Raw genomic sequence first — 19,005 nt, forward strand, 5'->3', positions numbered from 1 at the left:
GCAAATCGTGGTTCAGGTCCATCTCGATCTGAGCGAGCCCCAACAACACCTGGTGGCCGTTCAGATCCAGGTTGCGCCGCGGCTGGCGCGATTGCGGCTCGCTTTGCCTGGCTGGACGCCGGGGTCGTATCTGATTCGCGATTACGTGCGCCTGCTCGAGGGCTTGGTGGTGGAGCAGGACGGCCGCGTTCTTGAGCTCCAGCGCCTAGAGCCCTCCGCCTGGGTTGTGGCCTGCGATCCCAGTGGTGGTCTGCTCACGATTCGCTACCGGGTGTTGGCGACGGAGCTCACCGTGCGCACCTGCCATCTCGATCACGAGCATGGGTTCCTGGCCTTGGCGGCCGTGGTGCTCGAACTGGAGGGTGAGCGCTGGAGTCCCTATCAGCTCAGCTGCACGCTCCCGAAGGGATGGCAGGCCTTCCTGCCACTCCCCGTCTCCAATGGGGTGTGGGAGGCCCGCAACCTCGATCACCTGCTCGACAGCCCAGTGGAGGCAGGTCCGCACCAACCCCTCCACTTTGCGGTGCATGGTGTTCCCCATCAGCTGGTCTGCTGGGCAGGAGGCCCCGGCGATGAGCGTTGGCTGCTCGAGCGCCAGCCGCAACTGCTCGATGATCTGCGCCGCGTCTGTGAGGCCTGTTGCCGGCTGATGGGTGTGGAACGCCCGGCTGCCGACAACTATCTGGTGATCCTGCATCTGGTGGATGAGGGCTACGGCGGCCTCGAGCACGACGACAGCACTGTTCTCGTCTACGGACGCCGCAACCTCGAGAAGCCGAACGGCTACCGCCGCTTCCTCCAGTTGGTGGCCCATGAATACCTGCACCAATGGAACGTGCGCCGCCTGCGTCCCGCGGAGCTGACGCCGATCGACTATCACCGCCCGCCCGTGGTGCCGAGCCTTTGGTTTGCAGAGGGGGTTACGAGCTACCTCGATCAGTTCCTGCCGCTCACCGCTGGCTTGAGTGAGCCTGAGGATCTGTTCCTCGACCTGGCCGAAGACCTCAGCCGCTACCGGCTCACCCCCGGGCGCGCTGTGCAGAGTCTGCGGGAGAGCAGCCAGGAGGCCTGGGTGAAGCTCTACAAGGCGGATGCCTATTCGGCCGATGCCCAGGTGAGCTACTACCTGAAAGGCGCGGTTGTGGCCTTGTGCCTGGATTTGCATCTGCGCCGCAGCGGCGGTTCTCTGATGCAGGTGTTGCGCCAGCTCTGGCTGAGCCACGGCCGCTGGGGGCGTGGCTACAGCGAGGCTGATCTGGTGGAGTCGTTTGCGACACAAGCCCCGGATCTCGCAACCCAACTGCCGCGTTGGCTGAACGAACTCGACGATCCCGATCTCGATGGCTACTTATCGAGTGTGGGCTTATTCCTGGATGCGGAGATGGCGAGCACGCCATGGGCAGGACTCACGCCGCGCCTGGAGGCCGGCGGTCTGACCGCAGCGCGGGTGGTGCGCGGCGGTCCGGCCGAACAGGCCGGTGTGATGGTGGGCGATGAGCTCGTGGCCCTGGATCAGCAGCGCCTCAAAACACAGGACGACCTGCAACGCGCGCTGCGAGCCAACCAGCCCCAAACCCTGTTGATTGCCCGGCGCTCTCAGTTGCGCCGCCTTGAGCTCCGCCCCCAATCGCCCCAGGTGGAGCGCTACAGCCTTAAGTGTGTCGTCGAGGCCACCGACGAGCAACTCGATGCCCAGCAACGCTGGTTGCTGCAACAACCAGCGCGGTTGGGTTGATGGTGCGGCCCTTCAGCGACGCCAAACCGATCAGGCCGCCGGCTTGGTCAGCAGCTGCGGCCAGCGGCGTTGCTTTGCTGGCTTTGGTGGCCGTGGCCGTGCACCAGGGCCGAGATCCTCTCCCGGTGTCGATTCCTGGTGTGGTTCAGCGGCCCAAGGCACCGGCGCCACCGCAACAGAAGGCTTGGATCAGCCCGCTCGTGCGCCAGTGCGGCGTGCAGGATCTAGCTTTGCGCATGCGGCTTCAGGCGTTGCAACGGGATCTGCCCAGCCGCACCCGCCGCGTCAGCATCGATCCCAGCAACTACGGCGAGCGCACCTCGCGTGATGCCTACGGCAACTCGGTTGACACCACACCATCGCTCGTGGTGCTGCATGAAACCGTCTACGGCATCGGCTCCGCGATCAACACCTTCATCACCCACCACCCTCACGATCAAGACCAGGTGAGCTACCACCTGTTGATCGGTGAGGACGGCCAGGTGGTGGAGACCCTGGATCCTGCCAAACGCGCCTTTGGCGCTGGCTACTCCGCCTTTAAGGGGCGCTGGGACGTAACCAACCCCAACATGGATGGATCCGTGAACAACTTCGCGTTGCACCTGAGCCTGGAAACTCCGCTCGATGGTGAGGACGCCGATTCAGCCCACAGCGGTTACTCCAGCCGCCAGTACGACGCTCTGGCTGTGGTTTTGGCGACGTGGATGCGTCGCTACCGCATTCCGTTTGAGCACATCACCACCCACCGTTACGTGGATCTTGGCGGCGAACGGGCCGACCCCCGCAGTTTCGATTGGAGTGAGCTTCAGGTGCGCCTGGCTGCCCTGGGCGTTCTTTGCTGATCAGATCAGCTCAGGCGTTGGTTTGCGCTGCACGCTGAAGATCAGGCCATGCAGCTCAGGATCCTGCATGTAGCGGAGGATCCGGGCGGGATAGTCGAGCTTCCCGTTGTGGAGGTATGCCAGCGTCGCGACTGTTTTGGCGCGACCGCGGTTCTGGCTGACGTTGAAGGTGGCCGAGGCCGGTTGCTTGAGCAGCGCCAGCAGCCGCGCCATCTTGCCGGCGAGGAGCTCCACGTTCCGCTCGGGATCCAGCAGCTGATCGCGGGCGGCTGCCACCTCCTCTGGGTTGGCGTCTTCCCGCAGCAGGCCCTGCTTCACCATCTCGCTCAGCCCCAGCTGAGCTGGGCCATGGGTGCTGAACAAACCTGAATGGGCCGCCAACGGCAGGTCTTCTCCTGGTTTGGCGTGCTGCATCTCATCGAAGAGGATCGCCGCGAGCAGCATCGGGTTGATGCCGGTGCGATGGCTTTCCCGCCAAACCACCGGGCGCAGGGCATCGAGTCGCGTCACGGTGTGACTGCGCAGGGGGGTGAGCTGATCGACACCGCGGGTGAACAGCTGTGCCAATTTGGGTTGCGGCCCATGCACGCCGAAGCGGCGCTGCAGCTCTTGCAGTTCCTCGGCTGTAAAGGTGGTGGGGTCAGCTTCCGGATTTTCAGCCATGCTGGAGCGCTCAGCCGTGGGGGCTGTTGAGCCGTGCCCACGCGCGCTCCAGTCCACGCTGCCCAGGCTGAGCATGGCGAGTCCCAGAGCGCCTGCGCAGAGCGCGCTGCGGGTGCTGCGGTGGCGGAACGTCTGGCCCAGGGCTGAGGTGGGATTAATCAAATCTTACGAAGCTCTTCCCGATTCGCTCGTTCGGTGGCCGGCCGGCTGTGTGCTTGTCCACACAGTCTCGGTTCAGTCTCGGCTTTTTGCAGTGTTTCTGATCCCAAAAGGGTTTGCCCACGGTGATTTCACCGATAGGTTCGATTTGCGCCTGCCTGAACTGGCTTCATGACATCCACCGCTTCCGCTCCCGGCGTTGACGCCAATAGCCAGTGGCAGCGGTTCTGCAGCCAGCTCTGGCATAACCCGAGCCTGGGTTTCTGGCTCGATGTGAGCCGTATGGGCCTCGATGAGGCCGTGCTCAGCAGCCTCCGGCCGCGCTTCAAAGAGGCCTTCCAGGCCATGGCAGCCCTAGAGGGTGGAGCGATCGCCAATGCCGACGAGCAGCGCCAGGTGGGGCATTACTGGCTGCGCAACCCATCCCTGGCACCGGATGCGGCCAGCGGCCAACACATCCAGGCGGAGATTGATCGGATCGAGGCGTTCGGCCGTGATGTTCTCAGTGGCGCCATCGGGCCTGACGGCGGAACCCGTTTCACTGATGTGCTGTGGATCGGCATCGGCGGCTCTGGCCTTGGCCCTTTGCTCATGATTCGGGCCCTGCAGGATCCCGGCGCTGGCCTGCCCTTTCACTTCTTCGACAACGTCGATCCCGATGGGATGCGCCGCACCCTGGCTTCCCTGGGTGATCGGCTCAAGACCACGTTGGTGATCGTGGTGAGCAAATCCGGCGGCACACCGGAGCCCCATATCGGCATGCTCCAGGCCCGCCGTGCCGTCGAGGCCGCCGGTGGCAATTGGATCAAGCAGGCCGCAGCGGTGACCATGCTCGGCAGCCGCCTCGATCAGGAAGCGGAGCAGGGCGATTGGCTGGCTCGCTTCGACATGTTCGATTGGGTGGGTGGCCGCACCAGCATCACCAGCGCTGTTGGTCTGCTGCCGGGAGTGCTAATCGGCTCCGACATTCGCGCCTTCCTGGCCGGCGCTGCCGAGATGGATGAGGTGACCCGCTCCGCCAACACCCTGGACACCAACCCGGCCGCCCTCTTGGCGGCCGCCTGGTTCCAGGCCGGCGGTGGCCGAGGCCAGCGGGACATGGTGGTGCTGCCCTACCGCGACCGGCTGGAGGTGTTCAGCCGTTACCTGCAGCAGCTGGTGATGGAGAGCCTGGGCAAGAAGCTCGATCGTCAGGGCAACGTGGTGCACCAGGGCATCGCCGTCTACGGCAACAAGGGCTCCACTGACCAGCACGCCTACGTGCAGCAGCTGCGCGATGGGGTGGACAACTACTTCGTGACCTTCATTGAAGTGCTCGAAGATCCGGGCGACATCCCACCTCTCGAGGGCGAGAACCCCGGTGATTTTCTCGATGGCTTCCTGCAGGGCACCCGCTCAGCGCTCACCGATGAGGGGCGCTACAACCTGAGCATCACGATGCAGAAGCTCGACGCCCGCAGCCTCGGCGCCTTGATCGCCCTGTTTGAGCGCGCTGTGGGGTATTACGGCGAGCTGGTGAACATCAACGCCTACCACCAGCCCGGCGTTGAAGCCGGCAAGAAAGCCGCCGCCGCGTTGCTCGATCTGCAGGCACGGCTGGAGCAGGCGATGGCTGACAAGCGCGAACACACGCTTGCGGAGCTTCAGCAGCTGATGGGGCTGCCCTCACCTGAGCCGCTCTATTGGATCCTGCGCCACCTCTGCGCCAACCGCCGCCACATTGATGCGCGCGGCGATTGGGGCCAGCCGGAATCCCTTGTGTTCATCCACGACTGAGGCGCTGCCTCAGGGCACCAGGTTCACGAGCTTGCCCGGCACCACGATCACGCGGCTGGGGGTTTTGCCCTCCAGCCACTTGGCCGCGATGTCGCTCTCGAGGGCTAGCTTCTCCAGCGTGGCCTTGTCGGCATCGGCGGGCACCTCCAGGTTGCCGCGCACTTTGCCCTTGATCTGAATCACCAGGGTCACGGTGTCGCGCACCAGGGCGCTGGCATCGGCTGCGGGCCAGCGCTGGGCGTGGATGCTGCTGCTGGCCAGGGCATCGCCGGCATTGCGGCCGCTGAGCTTCAGCCAGAGCTCTTCGGCCAGGTGGGGCGCAAAGGGTGCCAGCAGGATCAGCAGCGTGCGCAGCGCCTCGCAGGCGAACACCTCTCCGCAATTTTCCAGGTGGGTGCCCATGGCGTTGCTGAGCTTCATCAGCTCCGACACGGCGGTGTTGAACTGATAGTCGCCATCGAGGTCGTCGCTGATCTCGGTGATGGCGGTGTGCACCGCTCGCCGCAGCTCTTGCTCGGCGGGGTTCAGTGATCCGGCGGCCAGGGCCTGGACCACGGCCTCGGGGCCACCGGCACCCGCCGCCAGGCTCAGGCCGCGCTCGCAGGCACCATCCACCAGGCGCCAGATCCGCTGCAGGAAACGGAACTGCCCCTCCACATCGGCGTCGTCCCACTCGAGATCCTTCTCCGGCGGCGCCTTGAACAGGATGAACATCCGGGCGGTATCTGCGCCGTACTTGTCGATGACAACAGCCGGATCCACGCCGTTGTACTTCGACTTCGACATCTTTTCGTAGAACGTCTCCAGCACTTCGCCACTGGCCGGATCGCGTGGATCGGTGGGATCGGCCACATCCGCCGGAGCGATGTATTTGCCGGTGTGGGGGTTCTTGTAGGTGATGCCCTGCACCATGCCCTGGGTGAGCAGGCGCTGGAAGGGTTCATCGAAGCCGAGCAGGCCCCGGTCGCGCAGCACCTTGGTGAAGAAGCGCGAGTAGAGCAGGTGCAGGATCGCGTGTTCGATGCCGCCCACGTATTGATCCACGGGCAGCCAGCTGTTCACGGCGTCCTCGCTGAAGGGACGCGTGGTGTTCGTTGCGTCGCTGTAGCGCAGGTAATACCAGCTGGAACACATAAAGGTGTCCATGGTGTCGGTCTCGCGCTTGGCGGGCTGACCGCAGCAGGGGCAGCTCACGTTCACCCAGTTCTCCAGCTGCGCCAGGGGGGAGCCGCCCTTGCCGGCGAGGTTGGCGCCCTGCGGCAGTTCCACCGGCAGCTGATCGGCGGGCACGGGCACGACGCCGCAGCTGTCGCAGTGGATCACCGGGATCGGGCATCCCCAGTAGCGCTGGCGCGAGATCAGCCAGTCGCGCAGACGGAACTGCACCTTCTCCTGACCCCAGCCCTCCGCCGCAGCGGCCGAGGTGATCGCCTGTTTGGCGTCGCCATTCGGCAGGCCATCAAAGCGGCCGGAGTGGATCAGTACACCCCCCTCTGTCCAGGCGCCGCCTTCGAAGGCGTGTTCATCACTCCCTTCGGGAATGATCACTTGCTGCACCGGCAGTTCGTACTGGCGGGCAAACAGAAAATCGCGCTGGTCGTGGGCTGGCACACCCATCACTGCGCCGGTGCCGTATTCGGCCAGCACATAGTCGGCGATCCAGATCGGGATCAGTTCATCGTTGGCGGGATTGCGCACCTGGGCGCCAATCGGCACGCCGCGCTTCGGTTTGTCTTCGGCGGTGCGCTCCTGTTCGCTCTGGCGCGACACCAGATCGCAAAAGGCTTCCACGGCGATCTCCTGCTCGGCCGTGGTGAGTTCCGCCACCAGCGGATGCTCCGGTGCCAACACCACATAGGAGGCGCCGAAGATTGTGTCGGGCCGGGTGGTGAATACGGTGATTCGCTCAGCCGTGTCGTGACCGGCGGCATCCACCACCGTGAACTGCAGTTCGGCGCCGGTGCTGCGGCCGATCCAGTTGGCCTGCATGGTGCGCACGCGCTCCGGCCAACCGTCGAGCTGGCTCAGGTCGTCGAGCAGTTGCTGGGCGTAATCGGTGATTTTCAGGAACCACTGGCGCAGCTTGCGCTTCTCCACCAAGGCGCCGGAACGCCAGGAGCGGCCTTCGCTGTCCACCTGCTCATTGGCGAGCACGGTCTGATCGATCGGATCCCAGTTGACCGTGGCGTCCTTCTGATAGGCCAGCCCGGAATCAAGGAAGTGCAGGAACAGCCACTGGGTCCAGCGGTAGTAATCGGCGTGGCAGGTGGCCACCTCGCGTTCCCAATCGATCGAGAGACCCAGCTGGTTGAGCTGCTCCCGCATCGAGGCGATGTTTTGATCGGTCCAGGCGCCGGGATCCACGCCCCGCTCAATCGCCGCGTTCTCTGCTGGCAGGCCGAAGGCATCCCAGCCCATCGGATGCAGGACCTTTTTGCCCCGCAGCCGCTGCACCCGCGCCACCACATCGGTGATCACGTAGTTGCGCACATGGCCCATGTGCAGATTCCCCGAGGGATAGGGGAACATCGATAGGGCGTAGAAGGCGTCGTCGCCGGGTTTCAGCTCTGGCGTGTCGTGCAGGCCGTTCTCCTGCCAGGCCCGTTGCCAGCCGGTCTCGATCGCCTGGGGTTGGTAGCGGCTGCTCTCGCTCACGGACGGGCTGGGGTCAAGTAGGGGCGTGTGGGCGATGCTCCCACAGCCCTCAGACCAGGGCTCTGAGCAAAGCAATCGCCTGGCGGTTCACCAACACCAGCTCACCGCCATGGGCGGGCTCCAGCGCGACGAAATCGGCATCCACCCAGCGGGGGATTCCCGTGAGACTTGTGCCATCCATGAGCTGCACGGCCAAGTTGGAGCGGCTGCGAATCCAGCTTTGAAGTTGCCGAATTCCGGGCTGGGAGGTGTCGAACGGCGCAGCCCGGTTGTCCATGCTGCTCCCCATAGGATTTGCCTCAACCTCATGCCTGCCCAGGCAGGCTGCCGCGCGTGTCGTCCCCCAGCAAGACCCCGTTCAGCTCGCTGCAGGCTGAACTGAGCTTCAGCAAGTACCAGGGGCTTGGTAACGACTTCCTGATGCTCGATGGCCGCGCCGCCAGCGATCCCGACTTTGTGTTTGGCCTGACACCGGCCCTGGTGGTGGAGCTGTGCGATCGCCGCTTCGGCGTCGGCGGTGATGGCGTGATCCTGGCGTTGCCCCCGAACAACGGTGGCGAGCTGCGCATGCGCATTTTCAATGCCGATGGCACGGAGCCGGAGATGTGCGGCAACGGCATCCGTTGTTTGGCCCGCTTCCTCGCCGACCGCGACGGCGATGGCCCCGGTCGTACCTGGCAGATCGACACCCTGGCCGGTCGGATCGTGCCCGAGCTCCTGCCGGACGGCACCATTCGTGTGGATATGGGTGCTCCATTCCTCGAGCCGGCCCAGGTGCCGACAACGTTGGAGAGCGGCCCTGCTGGCCTACCCCAGGGTGAGCTGGAGGTGGATGGTGAATGCTTTGCGGTGGCGGCCGCGGGCATGGGAAATCCCCATGCGGTGATTCCCGTGCCACTGGTGGAGGAGATCGATCTGGAGCGCTTTGGCGCCCTGCTCGAAGTGCATCCCGCCTTCCCCGCCAAAACCAACGTGCACTTTGTGCAGGTGCTCGCCCCTGATCACCTGGTGATGCGGGTGTGGGAGCGAGGGGCTGGCCCCACCCTGGCTTGCGGCACTGGAGCCTGCGCCACTCTCGTGGCATGCCACAGCCTTGGGCTGTGTGAGCGGCGGGCCCGCCTCGATCTGCCCGGCGGCCCCCTGCAGATTCACTGGGATGCCGCCAGCGGCAAGGTGTTCATGGATGGTCCGGCAGAGCACGTGTTCGATGCCGTGATCCCTGATCCCCGCGCTGTTGCCGACGCTCGCAGCCAAGCCGCAGGCCAGGCCTCGGCCGAGGCCACAGCGACTGCACCAGACCCCAAGCCGACACCCGTTGCCGCTGCCCCTGAGATCGATTGCGCCACGGTGTGTACCAACGGCTGCATCCGACCTGACAACTGCCCCAGTGCTGAAGCGAGGGCCCGGGTGGCGGCGCTGCTGAGCGGCAGCTCCCTTGATGACCTGGTGACCCTGGCCACCAATACACTCGAATCCCGCACCCGTGCTCGCTTCGAGCGCGATACCGGCCTGGGCAGCTGAGGCGATGGCGCCGCAGCCCCTCAACCAGTACCTCGATTGCTGCGCCACCACACCGCTGGCGCCTGAGGTGGCTGAGCGGATGGCGGCGGTTCAGTCACAAGCCTGGGGCAATCCCTCCAGCCTGCACGGGTTCGGCTTGGCGGCGGCGGAGCAGCTGGAGCGTTCGCGCCAGGGCATCGCCGCGCTGCTGGGCTGTGATCGGGAGCGGTTGGTGTTCACCTCCGGCGGCAGTGAATCGATCCATCTGGCCCTGCTGGGCAGCGCCCCGGCGCTCGAGCTGAGCACCACCAGTGGCGGGGCCCCAAGGCTGTTGCTCTCGGCGGTGGAGCATCCCGCCAGCCGAGCGGCGGCGGCAGCTCTGGAGCAGCGGGGCTGGCTGGTGCAGGACGTACCGGTCGATCACCTGGGGGCCATCGACCTTGAGGCGTTCGAGCGTTTGCTGGCGCCGCCCACGCGCTTGGTGTCGTTGATCTGGGGGCAGAGCGAAGTCGGCACCATCCAACCCGTGGAGCGGATCGCAGCGCTGTGCCGCAGCGCTGGTGTGATGCTGCACCTCGACGCCGTGCAGGTGCTCGGCCATCAGCCTCTGCGGCTCGCTGAGCTGCCGGTGGATCTGCTCAGCTTCGCGGCGCACAAAATCCAGGGCCCGCGCGGTGTTGGCGCCCTCGTGCTGAAGCCTGGCGTGGAGTTGCAGCCCTGCATCGGCGGCGGCGGCCAGGAGGGAGGGTTGCGCTCTGGCACAGAAGCGGTGGCCCTTGTGGCTGGTTTTGAAGCGGCGTTGCATCTGGCCAACGATCGGTTGGTGGCGCATGGCGGCCGTGATCCCGTGGCGCCACTCCGGGATGCGTTGGTCTCGGCGCTGCTGGTGATGCAGGGGGTCGAGCTCAGCGGTCCAGATCCACGGGAGGCCAGCCACCCCGCGCGTCTCTCCCACCACCTCAGCCTGTTGGTGCGAGGTCGCGATGGTGATTGGTTGAACGGTCGCCAGCTGGTGCAGGCCCTTTGGCGGGAAGGCTTTGCCTGCAGCAGCGGCTCGGCCTGCAGCAGCAGCGGCTCAGCGGCGAGTGCTGTGTTGCTGGCGATGGGCTATGAGCCCGCCGCCGCCGCTGCAGGTCTGCGGCTCAGCCTGGGCCCCTGGCATGGCTCGGAGCTGCTCCAGCAGGTGCCGCAAGCGCTCGAGCGGGCCCGAGCAGCGCTTTAGGGTCGGCCGATCCGACCGACAGCCATGCTCCCCGCCGACCTGCGCCAAGCCGAAGTGGAGGCCCTGGCGGCTGTTCAGGCGGCCCTGGCCAGCCAGAGCCGGGGCCTGTGGACCGTGGAATTCCGCTTCGAGGGGTTACGAATCCTGCCGGTGGCGCTGCGGTTGTTGGCCGCCCTCACCCCCCAACACCCCGAGGCGCGGCTGCTGTTTCCCGATGCAGGGGCCACGGCCCTGGCCAAACGCGATGCGCCCGATCAGGCGGCGCAGTTGTTGGGGTTGGGAGATCTGTTGCGGCTCCAACAGGCCGATGGCGGCAGTGAGGGCTTGGTGTTGCTGGCGGCGCCAACCCCCGCCGACTATGAGGAGGTGGAATCACTCTGCGCGCAGCATCGCGGCTCCCTGGTGATGATCAATGGTCGCCTTGAAGATGCCGCCATCGGCATTGGCACGGTGGCCCGGGAGCGACGCAAGGGATTCCTGGCGGACTGGCAGAGCGCCTATGGCTTAATCCCCACCGCCGAGGGTGCGCTGCGCCGCACCTATCCCGACGATTGGCAGCTCTATCGCCGCGATCCCGATGGCTATCGCAGTGTCTGCAGCTTCGAGCAGCGCCCGGACCGAGAGAAGCAGCTGGAAGCCCTGGAAGAGGCCGCCCGTTGACCTTGTGCAGCCCGAACACGCTCCTTACAGTTCGGTGTCTGCTGTTGCGCCATGGCTGAAAACTCCCGTCGTTTCTCCCTGGTGGATGCGGGCGCAGCTGCGGCTGTTCTGTTGGCTGCGGCGGGGGTGATCTGGAGCCCCAAGCTCAGTGGCGCCGTCGCACGGGCCACCGGTGGCCTGGTGCCAGTGACCGTGATGGTCGATGTGCGGGGTGTGCCTGTGGCAGACCCCGCCAGCGTGATCAGCGCGGCGCGCGAGGCCGGCAAGGTGGCGATCGTGATCCGCAACCAGCCCCACGGCAGTGTGCCCGTGGAGCAGGTGATTCCCCTGCAACGGCGCCTGGCCGCTGTGCTGCCGGATGGAAAGGTGGTAAGTGCGCCGGATCCCAACCAGGCTCAGTTCCCCAGCCTTGATGCCCGCTTCGTGCTGCGCGGTGAAGGTCGCAAAGGGGCCGATGGGGTGGTTTTCGGGAATCAGAACCTCAAAATCGGCGCGCCGATTGAGCTGGAAGGGACCGAGTTCCGCGTCAGCGGTTCGGTGACCGGCCTCAAGGTGGGCTCCTGAGATGGCGTCACGCCTGCTGTTGGCAGCGCTGCTGCCGCTGAGCATCAGCCTCCCCCTCCAAGCGCTGGAGGTCTCAAGCGATGTGCCCACGGTGGCTGCAAGCAGCTTCCCCGCCGCCCCACCGCCGGTGGGCCTACCGCAGCTGCAGCAGCAGGTGAGTTGCCCGGCTCTGCAACAGCGCATCCGCTCTGCGCTGGGCGGTGAAGCAGCGGTGTGGAGCGTGAGCGTGGCCGATGCCAATGGCCGGCTGCTGGCCGATGTGAACGGCACCAAGGCCCGCATCCCCGCCTCCAACCAGAAGCTGATCAGCACGGCCATCGCCCTTGATCGCCTCGGGCCCGACTACCGCCTCACCACCCGGCTGTGGCGTCAGCCTGATGGCACCCTGCAGATCACCGGTGAGGGCGATCCCGATCTCGATTTGGCTCAACTGCAGCGCTTTGCCAAGCTTGCCTTGGGCTCTGGTGGCAGCAGCGGCCAGCCGGCGACGGCTGGGAGCACGCCGTTAACCATTCAGCTGGTCGAGGAACACCAGCAGCGCTGGTGGCCTCAGGGGTGGCACTGGGCCGATCGTGCCGAAGCCTATGGCGCGCCGATCACCCGCTTGGCGCTCACCAGCAACGCACTCGATATGGCGGTGAGCAATCCCCCCAGCCGCATGCAGAAGCTGTTGGGGCAGGAGATCAAACGCCAAGGAGGTAGTGCCGCGATTCGGCTGGTGCCCGTCGCAACCGCCAACACCGACACGGCCACCCTGCTGCATGAGGAGCGTTCGGTGAGCATGCATGGCCTGCTCAGCCTCGCCAACACCGACAGCCACAATTTCACCTCCGAGGTGTTGCTACGCCAGGGCACGGGGAGCTGGGATCTCAACCAGGCGCGCCAACGCGCCATGCAGTGGCTCTCGGCTCAGGGACTGCCGATGGCGGGGGTGACGGTGGTGGACGGCAGCGGTCTTGACCGCGGCAACAAGCTCACCAGTCGTCTGCTAGCGGCACTGATGTTGCGCATGGCCCAACACCCCTATGCCAACCACTACTGGGCCTCGATGGCGATCGCCGGTCAGCGCGGCACCCTGCGCAACCTCTGGCGTGGAACCGAACTCGATGGTCGCTTCCGCGGGAAGACCGGGACGATCAGCGGTGTGCGCTCCATCAGTGGTGTGCTCGAGACACCGGATGGGGTGCGCTACGTGAGCATGGTGTCCAACGGTGCCGGTTCCCCCAACAGCACCATCGGCGAAATCCTGCGACAGAGCCGTGTGGCAGGCCTGTGTCCCGCACAGGCCCCAGCGGCCCAGGCGCTCTAGCGCTGGCCGGCTGCACGCTTGAGGCGATCGGCTGCGCGGCGGGCGCGGCTGATCGGTACGGCTTGCTCTTCACTTGAGCGGGCCTGTTGGACCAGGGTGGTGGGGTCGACGGCCTGCAGGCGTACCAGTTCACGCCGGCCAGCGACCACCACCTGCCCCATCTCCTTGAGCCGGCCCTCCAGCTCGGTGAGGACCTGTTCCGCGTAGCGGTTGGCGCCCTCCTGGATCGTGGCGGCCTCCTGACGGCTGCGGCTGATCAGGGCTTCGCACTGTTGCTGCGTCTGTTGGCGGAACTGCAGGGCATCGCTCTGCACCCGTTCCGCTTCGGCTTGGCTGCTCTGCTGCACTCGCGCCGCTTCCTGGCGAATCTTCTCCAGCTCCACCAGGCTTTGCTGCCGCGCTTGCTCGTGCTGTTCGGCCAGCTGGCGCTTCAATTCCAGCGCCTCTTGATCCAGCTGCTGGCGGCGCTGCAGCGCTTCCTGCTCCAGTTGCTGACGCCGCTGGCTGAACTGCTGCTCCATCTGGGCCATCCGGGCCTGATGGTCGTGTTCAGCTTTGGCCAATTGCTGGCGGGCCTGGGTGAGCAGTTGTTCCCCCTGTTGGCGGCCTTGCTCGCGCAGCTCGGCACCCTGACGTTCCGCTTCCTGGCGGATGGCCTGGCTATTGATGAGCTGTTCGCGCTGCTGGCGGGCCTGGTTGAGGATTTCGTCCGCTTGTTGTCGGGCCTGATTGATGAAGTCGTCTTTTTTGGCCACCAGTTCCTCGGCCTGGGCCAATTGAGGCGGCAGGGCTTCGCGCACCGCATCCATCAGTTCGATGGCGTCCTGCTCGTTCACCAGGCGGCCGCCGCTGAATGGCACCCGAGTGCCATCAAGAACGATTTCCTCCAGTTGATCGAGCTGGTCGAGCACGGACGTGAGCTGCGCCTCAGCCATGGGAAACGATCAAGGGAATGACTGATTAAAAAGCCTGGCCAGGTCTTCTGCCACTCCTGTGGGCACCATGTGACCCACGCTGCCCCCGAAGCGAGCCACCTCCTTCACCACCGAACTGCTGAGAAAGCTGTGGGTGGTGGCGGTGGCGAGAAACAGTGTTTCTAGTTGTGGCGCCAGGCTCTTGTTCGTGTGGGCGATCTGCAGCTCGTATTCAAAGTCGCTGAGCGCCCTCAGGCCCCGCAGGATCACACCGGCGCCGCAGCGCTGGGCGAAGTCCACCGTGAGGCCATCGAAGGCGGCCACCTGCACTTTGGCGAGGTGGCGGGTGGCCTGGCGAATCTGCTCCAGTCGTTGCTCCACGCTGAAGCAGGGGTTTTTGCTCGGGTTGCGCAGTACCGCCACCGTGAGCCCCTGAAACAGGTTCGAACCCCGCTCAATCACATCCAGGTGACCGAGGGTGAGCGGATCAAAACTGCCGGGATAGAGAGCCTGCATGAAGCTGATCCTATGGAGCGAGCCTTGCGGGGGCGGGCAACCGGCCAGCTCGCGGCCCAGGGGCGTTTCTAGAGTTCAATCAGGTTCCTGCTCCCCTGCTCCTTCGCCCATGGCCCTCAACGCTGAAGCCAAGAAGACACTGCTGCGCAAGATCCCCCACGGGGTCTTCATCTGTGGCGTGGCCGAGGGCGAGGAGGTGAACGGCTTTACCGCCAGCTGGGTGACCCAGGGCTCCTTCGAGCCGCCGTTGGTGGTGATGGCCGTGCGCTCCGACAGCACCAGCAACGGCATGATCCAGCGCACCGGCCGTTTCTCCTTGAATGTGCTGGCCGCGGACCAGAAGGATCTGGCCGCCGTGTTCTTCAAGCCCCAGAAGGGTGTGGGGGGCCGCTTTGATGCCGCGCCGTATCAGCTGGGCGAGCTGGGCCTGCCGGTGCTGAACGATGCCCTGGGTGCCGTGGAATGCGAGCTGGTGGGTCAGGTGGCCCATGGTGACCACACCGTGTTTGTGGGTGAGGTGAAGAGTGCTGTGCTGCATCGCGATGGCGCAGCCCTGGAGCTGAGCAGCACCGGCTGGCAGTACGGCGGCTGAGCATCGGCTGTTGAGCACCATCCAGCCCCTCCTTCAGGACCGGGACCGGCTGCGGGCACGCCTGAAGGAGGTGCCCGCTGAGCCTGGTTGTTATCTGATGCGCGATGGCGAGGACCGCATCCTCTACATCGGTAAGTCCAAGGTGCTGCGCAATCGCGTGCGCAGCTACTTCCAGAGCGGCAGCGGCCACGGCCATTCGCCCCGCATCGCCCTGATGGTGCGGCAGGTGTGCGAGATCGAATTCATCGTCACCGACAGTGAAGCCGAAGCGCTGGCTCTGGAATCCAACCTGATCAAGAACCATCAGCCGCACTTCAATGTGCTGCTGAAGGACGACAAGAAATATCCCTACCTCTGCATCACCTGGAGTGAGGCCTACCCGCGCATCTTCATTACGCGCAAGCGCCGCTTTCGCTCACCCCTCGATCGCTTCTACGGGCCCTACGTGGATGTGGGCTTACTGCGCCGCACCCTCGGTCTGGTGAAACGGGTGTTTCCGCTGCGTCAGCGACCGCTACCCCTGCATAAAGACCGCACCTGCCTGAACTTCGACATCGGCCGCTGCCCCGGCGTGTGCCAGGAAAAGATCAGCTCTGACGACTACCACCGCACCCTGCGTCAGGTGGCGATGGTGTTCCAGGGGCGGAATGAGGAGTTGCTGCAGCTGCTGCAGGATCAGATGGAGCGCTACGCCGAGCGCTTGGATTTCGAAAGCGCCGCGAAGGTGCGCGATCAGCTGCAGGGCATCGACACGCTCACAGCCGATCAAAAGATGAGCATCGGCGATAGCTCCGTGAGCCGCGACGTGTTGGCCCTCGCGGCGGATGAACGGGTGGCAGCGGTTCAGTTGTTCCAGATGCGTGCCGGCAAGCTTGTGGGGCGGCTCGGCTTTACCGCCGATGCGATCGGCATGCCCGCTGCGGAGGAGGGTGCCGGCGGTGAGCTGCCGCCGTCGCCGGAGCGTGCAGCGGTCCTTGGCCGCGTTCTGCAAACCGTGGTTGAGGAGCACTACAGCCAGGTGGAGCCGGTGGAGATTCCGCCGGAGCTGCTGCTGCAGGTGCCGCTGCCCCAACAGGCTCTGATCGAGGAGTGGCTCTCGGAGCTGCGAGGCCGCAAGGTGAAGCTGGCGGTGCCGCAGCGCTCCCAAAAGGCCGATCTGATCGAGCTGGTGCAGCGCAATGCCACTTACGAGCTGGAGCGAGCCCGCCGCGCCAGTGAGCAGAACCTCTTGGCGACGGAAGACCTGGCCCAGCTGCTCGAGCTTCCCACTCCACCGCGGCGGATCGAGGGATACGACATCAGCCACATCCAGGGCAGCGATGCCGTGGCCTCGCAGGTCGTGTTCATCGATGGCCTGCCGGCGAAGCAGCACTACCGCAAATACAAGATTCAGAGCAGCTCCATCCGCGCCGGTCACTCCGACGACTTCATGGCCATGGCGGAGATCATGCGGCGCCGCTTCCGCCGCTGGGCCCAGGCCAAGGCGGAGGGCGCTGACCTGCGCGAGCTGCGGCGATCCGCCGGCAGCGCCCTGCACACCGGCGGCCTGAACGACTGGCCCGATGTGGTGATGATCGATGGCGGTAAGGGCCAGCTCTCCGCCGTGATGGAGGCCCTGCGTGAGCTCAACCTCGATGAAGACCTCGTCGTCTGCTCGCTCGCCAAGCAACGCGAAGAGGTGTTCATCCCTGGGGCGAAAGAACCACTGGAGAGCGAACCGGAGCAGCTGGGGGTGCAACTGCTGCGGCGCTTGCGCGATGAGGCGCATCGCTTTGCGGTGAGTTTCCACCGCCAGCAGCGGGGTGAACGGATGAAGCGCTCGCGCCTCTCCGATATTCCAGGCCTGGGCCCGAAACGGATCAAGGAGCTCCTTGCCCACTTCCGCTCGATCGATGCGATCCAGCTCGCCAGCGTGGAAACGTTGGCGGCGGCACCGGGCATGGGGCCGGGCCTGGCGCGGGTGGTGTGGGAGTACTTCCATCCCCAGGAGCTGGAAGCGCACGCGGAACTGGAGAATGAACCATCGCTGGAGCTGGCCGGTTGAACAAAGTGCCTGCTCTGGCCTGTGTCGTGGCCCTGCTGATCAGCTTCTGGGTTGGGGTGCTTCCGGTGGCTGCAGCGCCCGGCCTATGCGTGGGGCCGATCTGTGGTGATGAAATCACCCGCAGCGCCAAGCATCACTTTCAGCTGCGCATGCGGCTGAGCGATCAGCTCGGACATCGGGAACGCATCACTGTGGATTGCCGCAACGGCTCCCTCAGCCCCGCTGCGGGCCTGGTGGAGCGGGGTTATGCCGCAGCAGTGGCCCGTAAGGCCTGCCGTCTCGCTTGTGAGGCACCGGCATGACCGTTGGCATCTGGGTGCTCGGGGATCAGTTGAACGCGGCTCAGAGCGCTCTGGCTGGTGTGGATCCCTCGGCTGCTCGGGTGCTCCTGGTTGAAAGCACCTCGGTGTTGCAGCGCCGCGCTTATCACCGCCAGAAGCTGGTGCTGGTTTGGAGCGCCATGCGCCATTTCGCCGAGGAGCTGCGCGCCGCCGGCTGGACGGTGGACTACGTGGAGAGCGACAGCTTTGGTGTGGCGGTGCGCGACTGGATTCAGAGCGCTGGGATCAGCGCGTTGCGCTTGATGGAGCCAGCGGATCGTGGCTTTCGTCAATCGATTGAGGCAGTGCAGCTGCCGGTGCCGCTGCACTGGCTCCCCAGCAACGCCTTCCTCTGGAGCCGTGAGGCGTTCGCCGCTTGGGCTCAGGGCTACAAGCAGTTGCGCCTGGAGCTGTTCTACCGGGAGGGTCGCCGCCGCTTCGGCGTGTTGATGGACGGCGAGGACAAGGGCACTCAACCCTTGGGCGGGCAATGGAATTTCGATGCGGAGAACCGCAAGCAACCGCCGAAAGGGCTGCAGGGTCCGAAGCCTCTCTGGTTCGAACCGGATGCGATGACGCAGGCGGTGATCGCCAAGGTGGCGCGAATCGATCGGCAGCGGGCTGAAGCAGGTTTGGCGCCGTTGCCGGGTGATCTCAAACCTTTCGGCTGGGCTGTGAACCGCGAACAGGCCCTCGCCGTGCTTGAGCACTTCATCGCTACACGCCTGGATGGCTTTGGCCCCTATCAGGACGCGATGGTGAGCGGGGAACCAACCCTCTGGCATGCCCTGCTCTCGCCCTATCTGAACTTGGGCCTGCTCCACCCGTTGGAGGTGATCCGGAGGCTGGAGCAGGCGGGGCTGGAGCAGCAGGTCCCCCTTGCTGGTCTTGAAGGAGTGATCCGCCAGATCCTCGGCTGGAGGGAATACACCCATGGTCTGTACCACTGGTTCGGCGTTGACTACCCGGCCCTGAATCACTTCGGCGCCACTCAGCCGCTACCGGTGTGGCTGGACCAGCTGGGAGGCAGCGGCATGTCCTGTGTGGACACAGTGCTCTCGGAGCTGAAGCTCAGGGGCTACGCCCACCACATCCAGCGCCTGATGGTGCTCGCCAATTACGGCCTGATCGCCGGTCTCGATCCCCAGGCCCTCACCGCCTGGTTCCATCGAATGTTCATCGATGGGCACGACTGGGTGATGCAGACCAACGTGCTCGGCATGGGCTTGTTTGCTGACGGCGGCCGACTGGCCAGCAAGCCTTACGCCGCCAGCGGCAACTACATCAAGCGGATGAGCACCTACTGCAAGGGGTGCCGCTACGACGTGAAGCAGCGCACCGGCCCCAAGGCCTGCCCGTTCAACAGCCTCTACTGGGACTTCCTCGATCGCCACGCCGCAGCCCTGCGCCGCAACCCACGCATGGGCCTGGTGATGAAGCAGCTCGACAAGCTGCCCGAGGCGGAACTGGAGCAGATCCGTGCGGCGGCTCAGCAGCATCGCCGCCAAATGGTTGCAACGGTTGCTTGACAGGC

General features: G+C 65.4%; 17 protein-coding genes. 12 read left to right on the forward strand and 5 right to left on the reverse strand.

Annotated features, from left to right (window positions below; translation table 11 throughout):
- The first annotated feature begins 7 nt into the window (after positions 1–7).
- Together H9532_RS05575 and H9532_RS05580 are read left to right on the forward strand one after the other, a co-directional pair.
- Positions 8–1,735 (forward strand): PDZ domain-containing protein, encoded by a 1,728-nt coding sequence (locus tag H9532_RS05575; protein ID WP_296366249.1) that lies wholly within the window; start codon positions 8–10, stop codon positions 1,733–1,735.
- The gene (locus tag H9532_RS05580) at positions 1,735–2,577 is read left to right on the forward strand and encodes a peptidoglycan recognition family protein (protein ID WP_296366251.1); all 843 of its coding nucleotides are present in this window, start codon (positions 1,735–1,737) and stop codon (positions 2,575–2,577) included. Before H9532_RS05575 ends, H9532_RS05580 begins: the two co-directional genes overlap by 1 nt.
- Here the strand turns inward: H9532_RS05580 and H9532_RS05585 are convergent, their stop codons facing one another.
- A complete protein-coding gene (locus H9532_RS05585; protein WP_296366664.1) occupies positions 2,578–3,315 on the reverse strand; it encodes a helicase DnaB in 738 nt (245 codons plus the stop codon). It abuts the gene before it with no gap.
- A gap of 255 nt (positions 3,316–3,570) precedes the next feature.
- On the opposite strand from H9532_RS05585, the gene H9532_RS05590 reads away from it, so the two are divergent.
- The gene (locus H9532_RS05590) at positions 3,571–5,175 is read left to right on the forward strand and encodes a glucose-6-phosphate isomerase (protein ID WP_296366253.1); all 1,605 of its coding nucleotides are present in this window, start codon (positions 3,571–3,573) and stop codon (positions 5,173–5,175) included.
- A gap of 9 nt (positions 5,176–5,184) precedes the next feature.
- Here H9532_RS05590 and leuS read toward each other — a convergent pair whose 3' ends face one another.
- Both leuS and H9532_RS05600 read right to left on the reverse strand, forming a co-directional pair.
- Entirely contained in the window at positions 5,185–7,830 is a 2,646-nt protein-coding gene (gene leuS / locus H9532_RS05595; RefSeq protein WP_296366255.1) for a leucine--tRNA ligase, read from the reverse strand.
- Between the two features lie 49 nt (positions 7,831–7,879).
- Positions 7,880–8,107, reverse strand: a complete 228-nt coding sequence (locus tag H9532_RS05600) for a hypothetical protein (RefSeq protein WP_296366256.1) — start codon at positions 8,105–8,107, stop codon at positions 7,880–7,882.
- A 56-nt stretch (positions 8,108–8,163) separates the two neighbouring features.
- Here H9532_RS05600 and dapF point away from each other — a divergent pair, with 56 nt between their 5' ends.
- Genes dapF through H9532_RS05625 form a run of 5 tightly spaced genes read left to right on the forward strand, consistent with a single transcriptional unit; the run spans position 8,164 to position 13,085 of the window.
- Positions 8,164–9,351, forward strand: coding sequence for a diaminopimelate epimerase (gene dapF, locus H9532_RS05605; RefSeq protein ID WP_296366258.1), 1,188 nt, complete (start codon positions 8,164–8,166; stop codon positions 9,349–9,351).
- Between the two features lie 4 nt (positions 9,352–9,355).
- A complete protein-coding gene (locus H9532_RS05610; protein WP_296366261.1) occupies positions 9,356–10,552 on the forward strand; it encodes an aminotransferase class V-fold PLP-dependent enzyme in 1,197 nt (398 codons plus the stop codon).
- Positions 10,553–10,576: 24 nt separating this feature from the next.
- On the forward strand, positions 10,577–11,212 hold the full coding sequence (locus H9532_RS05615; RefSeq protein WP_296366263.1) for a DUF1995 family protein: 636 nt from the start codon (positions 10,577–10,579) through the stop codon (positions 11,210–11,212).
- Positions 11,213–11,263: 51 nt separating this feature from the next.
- Positions 11,264–11,776, forward strand: a complete 513-nt coding sequence (locus tag H9532_RS05620; RefSeq protein WP_296366265.1) for a DUF4330 domain-containing protein — start codon at positions 11,264–11,266, stop codon at positions 11,774–11,776.
- A gap of 1 nt (position 11,777) precedes the next feature.
- Entirely contained in the window at positions 11,778–13,085 is a 1,308-nt protein-coding gene (locus tag H9532_RS05625; protein WP_296366267.1) for a D-alanyl-D-alanine carboxypeptidase, read from the forward strand.
- Here the strand turns inward: H9532_RS05625 and H9532_RS05630 are convergent.
- Both H9532_RS05630 and coaD read right to left on the reverse strand, forming a co-directional pair.
- On the reverse strand, positions 13,082–14,020 hold the full coding sequence (locus tag H9532_RS05630; RefSeq protein WP_296366269.1) for a hypothetical protein: 939 nt from the start codon (positions 14,018–14,020) through the stop codon (positions 13,082–13,084). The two genes, H9532_RS05625 and H9532_RS05630, sit on opposite strands and share 4 nt — an antisense overlap.
- Before the next feature lie 9 nt (positions 14,021–14,029).
- Positions 14,030–14,515, reverse strand: coding sequence for a pantetheine-phosphate adenylyltransferase (coaD, locus tag H9532_RS05635; RefSeq protein ID WP_296366271.1), 486 nt, complete (start codon positions 14,513–14,515; stop codon positions 14,030–14,032).
- Positions 14,516–14,624: 109 nt separating this feature from the next.
- Here coaD and H9532_RS05640 point away from each other — a divergent pair, with 109 nt between their 5' ends.
- The 4 genes from H9532_RS05640 to H9532_RS05655 are packed head-to-tail and all read left to right on the forward strand — an operon-like array spanning position 14,625 to position 19,000.
- Positions 14,625–15,107: a flavin reductase family protein gene (locus H9532_RS05640; RefSeq protein WP_296366273.1), complete on the forward strand. Its 483-nt coding sequence runs from the start codon at positions 14,625–14,627 to the stop codon at positions 15,105–15,107.
- Between the two features lie 10 nt (positions 15,108–15,117).
- Positions 15,118–17,151 (forward strand): excinuclease ABC subunit UvrC, encoded by a 2,034-nt coding sequence (gene uvrC / locus H9532_RS05645; RefSeq protein ID WP_296366276.1) that lies wholly within the window; start codon positions 15,118–15,120, stop codon positions 17,149–17,151.
- A gap of 14 nt (positions 17,152–17,165) precedes the next feature.
- A complete protein-coding gene (locus tag H9532_RS05650) occupies positions 17,166–17,453 on the forward strand; it encodes a hypothetical protein (protein WP_296366665.1) in 288 nt (95 codons plus the stop codon).
- Complete coding sequence (locus H9532_RS05655) at positions 17,450–19,000, forward strand: cryptochrome/photolyase family protein (protein ID WP_296366279.1); 1,551 nt, start codon at positions 17,450–17,452, stop codon at positions 18,998–19,000. The genes H9532_RS05650 and H9532_RS05655 overlap by 4 nt, the downstream gene beginning before the upstream one ends.
- The last annotated feature ends 5 nt before the right edge of the window (positions 19,001–19,005 follow it).

Source organism: Vulcanococcus sp. Clear-D1, assembly GCF_014654725.1.
GTDB lineage: Bacteria > Cyanobacteriota > Cyanobacteriia > PCC-6307 > Cyanobiaceae > Vulcanococcus.